At 46.2% G+C, this 13,077-nt stretch carries 8 protein-coding genes and 1 riboswitch; of the genes, 4 read left to right on the forward strand and 4 right to left on the reverse strand.

All coding sequences use genetic code 11. The features are described from left to right. Positions 1-121: 121 nt before the first annotated feature. The 3 genes from RH061_RS03315 (at position 122) to RH061_RS03325 (ending at position 4,912) form a co-directional block, all read left to right on the forward strand. Complete coding sequence (locus tag RH061_RS03315; protein ID WP_311073931.1) at positions 122-2,302, forward strand: bifunctional diguanylate cyclase/phosphodiesterase; 2,181 nt, start codon at positions 122-124, stop codon at positions 2,300-2,302. Positions 2,303-2,384: 82 nt separating this feature from the next. Continuing rightward, entirely contained in the window at positions 2,385-4,562 is a 2,178-nt protein-coding gene (locus RH061_RS03320) for a beta-propeller domain-containing protein (protein ID WP_311073933.1), read from the forward strand. 155 nt (positions 4,563-4,717) lie between these two features. After that, complete coding sequence (locus RH061_RS03325) at positions 4,718-4,912, forward strand: hypothetical protein (RefSeq protein WP_311073934.1); 195 nt, start codon at positions 4,718-4,720, stop codon at positions 4,910-4,912. A 51-nt stretch (positions 4,913-4,963) separates the two neighbouring features. Here RH061_RS03325 and RH061_RS03330 read toward each other — a convergent pair whose 3' ends face one another. The 4 genes from RH061_RS03330 to RH061_RS03345 form a co-directional block, all read right to left on the reverse strand. Then, positions 4,964-6,310, reverse strand: a complete 1,347-nt coding sequence (locus RH061_RS03330) for a GntP family permease (protein WP_311073935.1) — start codon at positions 6,308-6,310, stop codon at positions 4,964-4,966. 187 nt (positions 6,311-6,497) lie between these two features. Next, positions 6,498-8,033, reverse strand: a complete 1,536-nt coding sequence (gene gntK, locus RH061_RS03335; protein WP_311073936.1) for a gluconokinase — start codon at positions 8,031-8,033, stop codon at positions 6,498-6,500. Beyond that, positions 8,026-8,754 carry a GntR family transcriptional regulator gene (locus tag RH061_RS03340; RefSeq protein WP_311073937.1) on the reverse strand — a complete coding sequence of 243 codons (729 nt, stop codon included), beginning with the start codon at positions 8,752-8,754 and terminating at the stop codon, positions 8,026-8,028. The genes gntK and RH061_RS03340 overlap by 8 nt, the downstream gene beginning before the upstream one ends. Positions 8,755-10,004: 1,250 nt before the next feature. Next, positions 10,005-10,910 (reverse strand): nuclease-related domain-containing protein, encoded by a 906-nt coding sequence (locus tag RH061_RS03345; protein ID WP_311073939.1) that lies wholly within the window; start codon positions 10,908-10,910, stop codon positions 10,005-10,007. 134 nt (positions 10,911-11,044) lie between these two features. Beyond that, positions 11,045-11,222, forward strand: a riboswitch (Lysine riboswitch). A 179-nt stretch (positions 11,223-11,401) separates the two neighbouring features. Here RH061_RS03345 and RH061_RS03350 point away from each other — a divergent pair. Beyond that, positions 11,402-13,000: an amidohydrolase gene (locus RH061_RS03350; protein ID WP_311076248.1), complete on the forward strand. Its 1,599-nt coding sequence runs from the start codon at positions 11,402-11,404 to the stop codon at positions 12,998-13,000. Positions 13,001-13,077: the final 77 nt, after the last annotated feature.

A 13,077-nucleotide genomic window follows, 5' to 3' on the forward strand; every position in this document is an offset into this window, starting at 1 on the left:
GCCTTTTCATTTTTGTATGTGGTCATTCGCCCGAACTGTAAAAATATACCTCTACAACCACAGACAGGAAGTGCCGATATGACATGTATATACTGAAAGTTTTGAGGGACGGGTGACTTTAATGCAGCCAGATTTAAATAGCAGATCTCTTTTTGACGTTTATAAGTCGTTATTTAATTTCAATCATGATGGGTGTTTTGCCCTTGATGTGCAAGGGAATTTCATCGCATTCAATGAGGAGGCTGCGGTGATTACGGGTTACTCGCTGGCAGAGGCTACGGATATGAACTTTATCTCGATGATTCATGATGAGTTTGTGGATGATGCGATCCAGCAGTTTAAATCCGTCATATCAGGAAATCGAACGAAATTTGAAACAGCGATTTTTAAAAATGGCACCGGTGAACGAATTGACTTGATGATAACCGCTGTACCGATTGCGGTTGATGGGGATATTCTGGGGATTGTAGGATGTGCACAGGATTTCACTGAAAAAAAGGAGCTCGAGGCTTTATTGAGAGGCCAGAACAGAATCCTAAGAATGATGGCGAAGGGAGCCTCCTATCAAGAGGTCCTTGATGAAGTTGTCTATTTTATCGAGAGTTTTACGGATGGGGCACACTGTTCCATTCTGATTGCTGATCAGGAGGGGAAGAGATTATTACATGGATCCTCGCCTAACCTGCCGCCAGCCTACAATGAAGCAGTTGATGGGATACCGATCGGTCCCACGGTTGGTTCATGTGGCACTTCTGCCTTTCTGAAGGAATCCGTGGTTACAACGGATATTGCCTCCGATCCACTGTGGGAGGAATACCGGGACCTGGCGCTGTCGTATGATTTAAAGGCCTGCTGGTCAACCCCGGTCTTTGATGATGATCAAAGGGTCATTGGCACTTTTGGCCTTTATTATTGCCATAAAAGGTCTCCGCGTGAAAAGGACAGGAAGATCATCCGGAAAGCAACCGATCTCGCAAGCCTCGTGATCCAGCATTATCGGGCAAAAGAAAGAATCAATTTCATGGCCTATCATGATGCGCTTACAGGACTGGCGAACCGGAGGCTGTTTGATGATCGGGTTAAAAAGGCGTTTGCTGAAACAAAAGTAGAGGATGGCGAAAAGCTGAGCCTCATGTTTTTGGACCTTGACCGATTCAAGTATGTCAATGATTCACTGGGCCATTCAATAGGAGACCGCTTGCTGGTGTATGTGGCTGAGAAGCTGAAGAAAAGCCTTGGCGACAGAGTTGTTTTTTCAAGGCAGGGTGGGGACGAGTTTGCGATTTTACTAGAGCATACGACGAGAGAAAAAGCGGAAGCCGTTGCCCGTAATATCCTGAAGTCATTGGAGGAGCCCTTTTCGATTGAAGGAACAGATATTTTCGTGACAACGAGCATCGGCATGAGCTTTTACCCTGATGATGGTGAAGAAGTCGACATATTGTTGAGCAAAGCGGATGTTGCGATGTATCAGGCAAAAAAGCAGGGGCGGAACAATTTCCAGATGTACGATGTGATGCTGGACCGTCAAGCATTCGAAAAGCTCCAGGTTGAGAATGAACTCCGCAAAGCGCTAGAGCGGGAGGAATTTGTGCTTCATTATCAGCCGATTGTGAACTTGTGCAAAAATGAAATCACAGGTGCGGAGGCGCTCATTCGCTGGCAAAACGACAGAGTTGGTTTTGTATCTCCAGATCAGTTCATCCCAATTGCTGAAGAAACAGGGCTGATCATTCCAATTGGGGAATGGGTGCTGAAAACCGCCCTGCTTCAGCTCAAGGAATGGCATGGAAACGGATTGGAAGGGTTGACGGTATCGGTGAATTTATCGATTCGCCAATTTTACCAGCCCAATTTGATCTCGATGGTTAAGGAAACACTCGAGCTGACTGGAGTTGAGCCGCGCTTCCTCACCATTGAAATCACCGAAAGCATGACGATGGATGTTGAAAAAGCCAGCTTCATATTGCATGAATTAAAAAAACTTGGGGTGAATATTTCCATCGATGATTTTGGGACAGGCTACAGCTCATTAAGTTACCTGAAAAGATTCCCGATTGATCATTTGAAAATTGACCGCTGTTTTGTAATGGACATCGCCGAGAATAAAAGCGACGAAAACATCGCGACGACCATTATTTTGATGGCGCATAATCTTGGCTTGTCCGTCATTGCAGAAGGCGTTGAAACAGCAGAGCAGTTAGGATTGCTGAAGCAGCACCGCTGCAACGAAGCTCAGGGGTATCATTTCAGCAAACCTGTCCCGGCAGAAGAGTTTAGTAAAATCAAGGTTCCTTCGTAACGCGAAGGGGCTTTTTTTTTACGATTAAAATTGAAACGCCTGGAACGAATTTCCGTCTAATTTTTCAAAGGGGCTGAAAAAGATGAAAAAATGGTGGTTGATAATCGGGTTGATGTTCATTTCTATTGCGGCAGTGGCTTTTTATTATTTTTCCCAGTTCAAGGTGGTCAATGCGTGGGAAGAAGAGCATATAGTGCTGCCGAACAAGGTATGGCAGCTGCAATTTTCCGAAAGGATTTCTGAAAAGAGTCTCGACTCGGATTTGGTATATGTCACAAATGACCAAGGTGAAAAGCTCGACACGAAGATGGAGCTAGGTGACGACCGGAAAACCATTTACATCCATCCTCCGGAAAATGGATATGACCCCCAGTCGAAGGGATATACCGTTCATTTTAAAAAAGGGATCAAATCAGCATTGGGCAGGGAGCTGGACTCTGAGCATAGCTGGAAGTTTGTTGTAAAAGAAACACTCCCAACTGTTGGTACGCAGGAGAACCTGGCGAGCTATTTTGAAGAAATCATCAAGGAAGAAAAAAAGGCCCGGGGCTGGTTTGGTGGGTTGAAGGAATCTTTCTCTGCCGGCGAGGATAAAGCGACGGAGGAGTCGGTGGCTGCTGATAAATCCGGAGGCGGCGGGGATGTTTCCGAAACGAATGTCCAGGTCCAGGGTGTCGATGAAGCTGATATTGTCAAAACAGATGGAAAAAGCATTTTCCAGGCCGAGCATGATAAGGTGCGGATCATTCAGGCAGTCCCCGGCTCACAGATGAAGGTATTGTCGACGATTCGTTTTGATGGGAATTTTTCGCCTAGCCAATTGTTTTTGCAAGAAAATCAGCTAGTGGTCATTGGGCATCAGTACAATGAGATTTACAGGACCTATGAAGAGGTTGCCAAGGATTCGCTGATTGCTCCGATGATGCAGACAACAGCAATCATTGTCTATGATGTGAAAAATCCTGCCGACCCGAAACAGATTCGTGAAGTTAAAGTGGAGGGGCACCAAGTAGCAGCGAGGAAGGTGGATAACCTTGTTTACCTGATCACGCAGCATTATCCGGATTACTGGCTGTTGAAGGAGAGCAGGAAGATTGATATCAGGCCGAAGTTCACCGATACAGCAGCCGGGGCAAAGGAAAAGACGATTGGTTATGATGATATTCACTATTTCCCAGAATCACGACAGCCGAACTATACGATGATTGCCGCGCTCGACCTTGACCAGCCGAAAAAGGAAGTTTCCATGACGACCTATCTGGGCAGCGGCAACCAGCTTTATATGTCGAAGGAAAACCTGTACCTTGCAGTGGAGAATTATGGGGATCTGGATTTGAAAGAGCGCGGTGTGATTGCACCTGACACAGATGTCCATAAATTTGCGATCAGCGGCATGGATGTCCAATACCACAGCTCTGCTACCGTACCGGGAACCGTGCTGAATCAATTCTCGATGGATGAGCACAATGGATTTTTCCGGGTGGTGACAACGAAGGGTTATGCGTGGGACGAGAAGCGCCCATCATCCAACCATTTATATATACTGGATAAAAACTTGAAGGAAACCGGGAAGATCGAGGAGCTGGCGCGCGGGGAGAGAATCTATTCCGCGAGGTTCATGGGTGACCGGATTTATATGGTCACTTTTAAAGAAACAGACCCGCTGTTTGTGTTTGACGCAAGCGATCCGGCAAACCCGAAAGTGCTTGGCGAGCTGAAAATCCCTGGTTTCAGCAATTACCTGCATCCTTATGATGAAAACCACATCATCGGATTTGGCCAGGATACGAAAATCATCGCTGAAAAAGGAGTGTCACAGCCGCGGATCCTGACAGACGGAGTCAAAATCTCCTTATTCGATGTTAGCGATATGTCCAACCCGAAGGAAAAATTCACCGAAATCATCGGTGGGCAGGGCACTTACTCACCATTGAACCATGACCATAAAGCCCTGCTGTTCAATAAAGACAAAGACATTTTCGCCTTCCCGATCTCGGTTTACCAAAACAGCGAAAAGAACGAATACGAACAAATCTTTGAATACCAGGGAGCATATGTTTACGATATCGATCCAGCGACCGGAATTCAACTGAAGTCAAAAATAACCCATATCCAAGGCGACATGCCATATTACGAAGAATGGGAAAAGCAAATCCAGCGCCTGCTGTACATTGGAGACACCCTCTACGCCCTGTCGGCAGATAAAATCACCAGCCATAAGATGGGAAGTTATGAAAAGGTTGCGGAGCTGGAATTTTAGTAGGGAAAGGCTCTTCTGCACATCTCGCAGAAGAGCCTTCTTTTGAAAAAAGCCATATTGCAGAAGCAGCCTATGAAAACACCAGCTGAAGCGTTCTTTTGTTTGCAGTCTGTTATAATAAAAAATATTAAGGATATCGAAATAGAGGTGTTTGTATGACTCTGGGGCTGATTTTAGTAATCATCATTATTATCGGGGCACTGCTGGCAACATTGTTACTCTCGGGCAAGGGAGACGAGGAATATAGCAAAGCCACGAAAAGAAACACTACGAACCTATCATTGATTTATATTGTTGTCATTCTCCTATCCTTCCTGGCGGTGGGGATTTATATTAGATGGTTTGTGTAGTGGTAATAGAAAAAAGGTCAGCCTGACTTGTAATCAGGCTGACCTTTCTTTTTAAACAAATAGGTTAAGCAATAAGATGAATCCTAGTCCTGCTACTGAAATAATTGTTTCAAGCAGTGTCCATGTTGCGAATGTTTCTTTCATGCTAAGACCGAAGTATTCTTTGAACATCCAGAAGCCTGCGTCGTTCACGTGTGAAGCGATCAAGCTTCCTGCGCCAGTTGCAAGAACAACCAGGGCAAGGTTCACATCTGTCTGGCCAAGCAATGGAATGACAAGACCAGCTGTTGTCAATGCTGCCACAGTTGCAGATCCCAGTGAGATACGCAGGATCGCCGCGATGATCCATGCCAGCAGGATTGGTGAAAGGGAAGTTCCTTTGAACAGTTCAGCTACATAGTCGCCAACTCCGCCGTTGATCAAGACTTGTTTGAAGGCACCGCCGCCACCGATGATCAAGAGCATCATTCCGATGTGGGAGATCGCTGTCGTACATGAGTCCATCACAGTTTTAATAGGAATGTTACGCGCGATTCCCATTGTGTAAATGGCTACAAGCAGGGAAAGTAACATCGCAGTTCCTGCATCACCGATGAACTGGATTGCTGCAAGGAAGCCATTGTTCTCAAATCCCATTGTTTTTTGCAGTAAAGAAATGATTGTTGCGATAGACATTAAGATAACTGGTAGTAGTGCTGTGAAAACGCTGATACCGAAACCTGGTGTTTCTTCAAGTTTGAAAGTCTTCTGCTCGCCTAGAGAAGCGATGTTTCCTGTTTTGTTAAAAGATTCTGGTACTAGTTTTTTAGCAATCTTCGTAAATACTGGCCCAGCCAGGATGACAGTTGGGATTGCAATGATAAAGCCATAAAGCAATACTTCACCAATGTTTGCGCCATACTCACCAGCGATTACTGTTGGACCAGGGTGAGGAGGCAGGAAGCCGTGTGTGACTGATAAAGCAGCAGTCATTGGAATACCAAGATACAAAATAGAAATCTTTAATTCTCTTGAAATCGCAAATACGATTGGAATCAATAATACTAAACCTACCTCGAAAAATAGAGCAACACCGATGATGAATGAAGCAGCTACGACTGCCCATTGGATGTTCTTTTCACCAAATTTGTTCACAAGAGTCATTGCGATTCGCTGGGCTCCGCCCGAATCCGCAATCAATTTACCAAGCATCGCACCCAGACCGAAGATCAGTGCTAAGTGGCCAAGAGTTCCGCCAAGTCCAGCTTCGATTGTTTTAACAATTTCATCTAATGGCATGCCAAGTGCTAAAGCGACACCAAATGATACGATGATTAAGGAAATGAATGTGTTGAGCTTAAGGCCCATGATTAATAATAATAGAGCTAAGATACCAATTGCTACAATAACCAATGGCATTGTAATTTCCCCCTAAGATGTTTAATTGTGCCCGCTATAGCGGGGTATTTCCTCTGTAAAATAAAGCGCTAACATTTTTGTGCGGGGATCAAATGTCCCCTTATTAAAGATTGATTATGAGGCGATCACTAAGTGTGATTCTTTTTTGCAGTGATGCCTTATTTAATCAAACTTCTTTGATAATCCCTTATCGAATCAGGCTTCTCTGATAGTTTGCGATTCTCGAATAATCCTGTTCCAGTGCCCGGGATAAGCTGATGAAAATCGGCACGAGCTGTCTGTATTCTTTTGCCGCTTCTTCGTTCGGCGTGTGCTTGTGGGTGCTGCCGATCATCTCGGAAGCAACTTCAAATGAGTCAATTTTACCTGTTGCATAGAGTCCGAGGATGCAAGCACCAAGGCAAGAGCTTTCATAGCTTTCCGGAACGACCACCTCGATGTCAAAAATATCGGACATCATCTGGCGCCACACATCTGATCTTGCAAAGCCGCCTGTAGCCTGGATTCGTGTAACCGGGCTTTCCATCGCTTCCGTAAGCGCTAAGAAAACGGTATACAGGTTGAAAATGACACCCTCTAATGCGGCACGGATCATATGCTCTTTTTTATGGGACATCGTCAGTCCGAAAAAGGAACCGCGGACATCAGGATTCCATAAAGGAGCACGCTCACCAGCAAGGTATGGATGGAACAGCAAACCTTCCGCTCCCGGCCTTACGCGTTCAGCGATTTTTGTTAAAACATTGTAAGGATCGATGCCTAAACGCTTTGCCGTTTCGACCTCAGATGCTGCGAATTCATCGCGGATCCAGCGAAGGACCATTCCGCCATTGTTGACAGGACCGCCGATGACCCAGTGATTCTCGGTCAGGGCGTAGCAGAAAATGCGGCCTTTTTCATCGGTTTGCGGCTCGTCGATGATCGTACGGATTGCACCGCTTGTCCCGATCGTGACCGCAATCTCACCTTTGCCAATCGCATTGACGCCGAGGTTGGAAAGGACACCGTCACTTGCTCCAATGACGAAAGGAGTTTCCGGTTCAATCCCGACTTGCTTCGCTAATTCTGGATTGCAATTCGTGAAGGTTTTTGTTGTCGGTACAAGCTCGGATAATTGGTCTTTCGTGATCCCCGCAATTTGCAGAGCCTCTTCATCCCATTCCAGCTTTTTAAGATTCATCATCCCCATCGCTGACGCAAGCGAGTGGTCAACCACATACTGGTCAAAGAACTTTTTAAAAATAAATTCCTTGATCCCGATATATTTCTTCGCTTTCGCAGCAATTTCTGGACGCTCATTCACGATCCATGTGATTTTGCTTAATGGCGACATCGGATGAATCGGCGTTCCCGTGCGCTTGTAAATTTCGTGTCCGTTCAGTTCTGTTTTGATTTTGTGCGTCCAAGCTTCACTGCGGTTATCCGCCCAGGTGATGCATGGAGTAAGCGGCTGATCATTTTCATCTATCGCAATGACGCTATGCATTGCGCTGCTGAATGAAATGAAAGCCAGCTTTTTTTGCTTATTGTGTTTCATGATCTTCGTAATGGCAGTCAGGACCGCCATATAAATTTCTTCAGGATCTTGCTCGGCTGTTGAGATATCCGGCGTATGAAGCGGGTATCCGATGTTCTCCTGCTGGATGACTTCGCCTTTTTCGCTGAAAAGGACAGCCTTGGTACTAGTCGTACCGATGTCGACCCCTAGCATATATTCAGTCACTTTTCTCCACTCCCTTGGAAAGCGTTTGTTGCGATATCCAAAGGTCGTCTACTTTACCTTGAACATCATCAAAATTTTGGTGTAAGGATTTAATCATCAGGTCGCGATTCTTCGTTTTGATGGCTTCAATATAAAGCTCGTGATTTTCGAGGATGCGATCGAAATCCTCATATTTTTCTTCGATCCTTGCCCGCATCGATAAAAGTATGAAAGCTTCCATGACGGGCTTCGTGTTATCCCAGATCATTCTGATATAAGAATGGTTGATGGCCCGGATGATCGTTTCATGGAAAAGAACATCCTGAAGGCTGAACTCGTCGGCATCCTTGTACTTGATGGCAATTTTCATCATTTCGAGAATTTTGCTCAGTTCAACTACCAAATTCGTTGTATCTATTTTTATGAGACGTTCAAAAACAAATGATTCAATCAATAACCGGACATCGTAAATCTCTTCGATATCCTTTTCAGTGAGGCCGATGACCACGGCACCCATTCTTTCCAGGCGGATCAGGTTTTCAGCTGAAAGAATTTTAAGCGCTTCACGGATCGGTGAACGGCTAACGTTAAAATCAGCAGCCAGTTTGTTCTCCGAAAGGATGGCACCGCTTTCAATCAAGCCCGAAATAATTTGCATTCGCAGCTCACTCGCAACCCGGTCACCCGTTGAAGCCTTAGAAAGCCATTTTTGCGGATAAAGAAAATTACTGTTTTCCGTCATTTTCTCACCTTCCTGGTTAATCAAGTATACTTGTATACAAGTATTATAAAACGAATACAAAAAAATGCAAGCGTTTTCTATTATGATTATTATGGCAAAATCTTTTGTGGTCATTCGAGGATGGAGGGATTTTACTGGTGGCAAGGGTGTTGAGGCGGAACATGTGCCCGTGAAAGAGGAAGTTGGAAGAGCACTGACACAAGAGGAGGGAGCATGTGCCCGAAAAAGGGATTGCGCCAGGATTACGGTAGCAGAAAGTTCGTAGCTGCGCCCGAAAAAGGGACCGCGCCAGGATTATGGTAGCAGAATGTTCAAAGCTGCGCCCGAAAAAGGGACCGTGCCAGGATTACGGTAGCAGAATGTTCAAAGCTGCGCCCGAAAAAGGGACCGCGCCAGGATTACGGTAGCAGAAAGTTCGTAGCTGCGCCCGAAAAAGGGACCGCGCCAGGATTACGGTAGCAGAAAGTTCGAAGCTGTACCCGAAAAAGGGATCGCGCCAGGATTACGGTAGCAGAAAGTTCGTAGCTGCGCCCGAAAAAGGAATCCCGCCTGAATTACGGTAGCAGAATGTTCAAAGCTGCGCCCGAAAAAGGGACCGCGCCAGGATTACGGTAGCAGAATGTTCAAAGCTGCGCCCGAAAAAGGGATCGCGCCAGGATTACGGTAGCAGAAAGTTCGAAGCTGCACCCGAAAAAGTGACCGCGCCAGGATTACGGTAGCAGAAAGTTCGTAGCTGCGCCCGAAAAAGGGACCGCGCCAGGATTACGGTAGCAGAAAGTTCGTAGCTGCGCCCGAAAAAGTGACCGCGCCAGGATTACGGTAGCAGAAAGTTCGTAGCTGCGCCCGAAAAAGGGACCGCGCCAAGATTACGGTAGCAGAAAGTTCGAAGCTGCACCCGAAAAAGGGATCGCGCCAGGATCACGGTAGCAGAAAGTTCGAAGCTGCGCCCGAAAAAGTGACCGCGCCAGGATTACGGTAGCAGAATGTTCAAAGCTGCGCCCGAAAAAGGGACCACGCCAGGATTACGGTAGCAGAAAGTTCGAAGCTGTGCCCGAAAAAGGGACCGTGCCAGGATTACGGTAGCAGAATGTTCAAAGCTGCGACCGAAAAAGGGACCACGCCAGGATTACGGTAGCAGAAAGTTCGAAGCTGTGCCCGAAAAAGGGACCGTCCTGAATTACGGTAGCAGAAAGTTCGAAGCTGCACAAAACAAAAAGTGTCCGCAAAAATCGGACACTGATCAAGGATTATTATTCGTAATATCGCCTATTAAAATCACCAATGTAGGTAAGGTTATCTTTTAATATTCTTCTAAGGGTTTTCTTAGACAAAATGCCGCCACTCCAATCAAATATAGTCTGCGTTGTAACCTTAAATTCAGGAAACAGCAGTTGAAATTCCTTAACAGTTCGGACAACAGCGGTATCAATATTCCCCGTGTGGCCACAGTGACTGCAAATGAATTTGCTTTTACTATGAAATTCACAAAACCCTCCGCATTCCCCACAAATAACCCCCTTCCTCAACAGTTCAAAATCATAACCTGGCACTTTTGAATACGGTGACTTCGTAATATGCAATGACAATAATGCTTCGGCCAATTTGGTATGTTTGCTATTCAGCTTCGAAGAGGTTCTGTTCATTTTATCCATAAAGCGGTTGAGTTGGTTTGGCAAAACAATGGGTGATTTCAATGGTGCTTGCAGAAGGGCGAATTCCGGGTTGATGAACACGAGGTGAGGTTCAAGAGGAATGTAGAAGCCAAGTTCCTTGAGCAGTTGTTTAAGGAGTGATTCTGCGCGGCTTAGTTGGTGGAGGGGGTTTTTGGTTTCTTTGCCGGCGGCAGTCTTGAATTTGTCTCCATCGAGATAGTAGTCCCCTTCAAGATTCTTCACTTCAAAAAGGTGCAGACGGTCCTGTGTGATCACGAAGGAGTCGATTTGAAAAAGGGTGCCATTCACTTCCAGCAACAGGTCGTTGATAATGAGACTTTCAACTCGATGATTCGTAAACCATTGGTCGAATTGCACTTCACCTTCATAGCCTTTCTCCAGTGTCCACAGGTATTGCGCATCTTTCTCTTCCAATTCCATCCGTGGCTGAAGGGATTGCAAGATTACTAATTCTTCTGGTTTGGTTCTTTCTTTTAAGATCATATTCCACTTCCTTTCTTCTTCATTTTAAAAAAAGCGAAAGTAAAAAACAGTGAACATTTTCCAACATTTTAGAATCTTGATTTAAATAAAACATTCTGATACTATTAACCTAATTTCATATGATCTTATCAGATCGGTGAGGTAGAGGAGCGAATAACAAGAGTAGTCCATCGGAGTATGACATCGTTGATGATGGATGAAAGGGTTGTTTGCCGAAGCGTGGCCAGGGTCAGACTGGTTACTGCTGGGATGCTTCCTGAATAAGGAGCAGACTGTCATGCTTGTTTTTGTGCATGGAGAACTACTGATCGAAATGGAGGATAACGTATATTGTAAAAAGCAATGATAGGTTATTTTCTATCATTGCTTTTTTGCATGCGTAGAGCTTTTCCACTATCCCCTTCAGTCAAACTCCTTTTGCATACGTCCGTATGCGCACTCCGAACATTTTCAAGCATGACCTGTCTCACTTTTAACCAAAGGAGAGAATCATCTTGAGAACCATCTACACAAACGGAACGATCTACACATTCAATTCACGCAAACCTATTGTCCAGGCCGTCGTCATCGAACATGGCCGTTTCATCGATATGGGAACCTCAGCTGATATGGTGCTGCAATGGGGCAGCAACGCGCAAATCATCGACCTTGAGGGAAAGACTGCGACTCCTGGCTTGATTGACAGCCATCTTCACTTATCCATCATGGCCGACAGTTTTATCAATCTTGATTTTGTTGGAGTCACTTCCAAGCATGACATGCTCGCTAAAATCCAGGAAAAAGCCAGTCAGCTTGAGCCAGGCCAGTGGATAGTCGGCAGCAGCTGGGACGAGAATCTTTTTACCGATGGGGGAATTCCAACGATTGCTGAGCTGGATTATGTGGCGCCAGCCAACCCGCTGTTTATGACGAGGACATGCCTTCATGCGGCAATCGTCAACAGCAAGGCGCTTGAAGTGAGTGGCTATCACCCAGCGATTTCGGTTCCGGAAGGCGGAACGATCGTGTTGGATGAATGGACGAAGCAGCCGACCGGACTGTTCCTGGAATCTGCGATGAACCTGATCAGGCAGCATATTCCTGAGCGCTCGTACGATGATTGGAAAAACGCGATGCGCCAGACGATGCATTTTGCGATGAGCAAAGGGCTGACGAGTGTCCATACGAATGACCCGCTCTATCTTGGCGGCCTTGAAATGACATGGAACATTTTCAATGAGCTGCTGAACGGGGAACAGGTGGGCTTGCGAAGCAATCTTCTGATCAACCATGAGTTTTTACCAAATCTAAAAGAAGCCGGAATGTACACGGGCTTTGGCAATGACACTTTGAATATCGGCGCTGTTAAAATTTTTGCCGATGGAGCGTTCGGTAGGAGGACTGCGCTGCTGTCAGAAGAATACAGCGACGCGCCGGGTCACTACGGCAATGCGATGTATGACCAGGAGCAGATGTACGAAATCGTCCGTGGTGCAAGAGAACTGGACATGCCGATTGCGGTCCATACGATTGGCGACAAAGCGCTCGAAAATATGCTGGACGTGCTCGATAAATTTCCAGCCGCCGCGTATCGCGACAGGCTGATCCATGCTCAGGTTCTGCGGGAGGAACTGATTCCTCGCCTGAAAGCGCCAAGCCGGATTGCTGATATCCAGCCGCGCTTCATCGCCAGCGATTTCCCGTGGGTGCAGGAGCGCCTTGGAGAAAAGCGGATCAAGCTATCATATGCATGGAAAACGCTGATGGAAGCTGGCGTCATTTGTGCTGGCGGCTCTGACTCTCCGGTTGAGCCGGTTGACCCAATCCTCGGAATCCACGCAGCCGTGACACGCAAAAAGCCGGGTGAAACCCATGAAGGCTATGTGCCAGAACAGAAGCTGTCGATGGTGGATGCATTCCGCCTGTTCACCGAGCTGGGTGCGTATCCAACGAACGAAGAGACCATTAAAGGCACGATTGCTCGCGGCAAACTTGCCGATATGACGGTATACTCCGCGAATCCATTTGAAATGGCAGATCCAGATGAACTGTTAACGATGGACATCGAAATGACGATCATCGGCGGGGAGATCATGTATCGGAAGAACTGATAATCAGCAAAGCAACAAAGATCAACGATTAGCAAAACAACAAAGATTAACAATCAGTGAAGCAACAAAGATTACAA

It is taken from the genome of Mesobacillus jeotgali (genome assembly GCF_031759225.1).
In the GTDB taxonomy this organism is placed as follows: domain Bacteria; phylum Bacillota; class Bacilli; order Bacillales; family Cytobacillaceae; genus Mesobacillus; species Mesobacillus jeotgali_B.

Bases quoted from the DNA above. Each gene is read 5' to 3' on its own strand.
- RH061_RS03315 (WP_311073931.1), top strand. From the start codon at position 122: ATGCAGCCAGATTTAAATAGCAGATCTCTTTTTGACGTTTATAAGTCG.
- RH061_RS03320 (WP_311073933.1), top strand. From the start codon at position 2,385: ATGAAAAAATGGTGGTTGATAATCGGGTTGATGTTCATTTCTATTGCG.
- RH061_RS03325 (WP_311073934.1), top strand. From the start codon at position 4,718: ATGACTCTGGGGCTGATTTTAGTAATCATCATTATTATCGGGGCACTG.
- RH061_RS03330 (WP_311073935.1), bottom strand. From the start codon at position 6,310: ATGCCATTGGTTATTGTAGCAATTGGTATCTTAGCTCTATTATTATTA.
- RH061_RS03340 (WP_311073937.1), bottom strand. From the start codon at position 8,754: ATGACGGAAAACAGTAATTTTCTTTATCCGCAAAAATGGCTTTCTAAG.
- RH061_RS03345 (WP_311073939.1), bottom strand. From the start codon at position 10,910: ATGATCTTAAAAGAAAGAACCAAACCAGAAGAATTAGTAATCTTGCAA.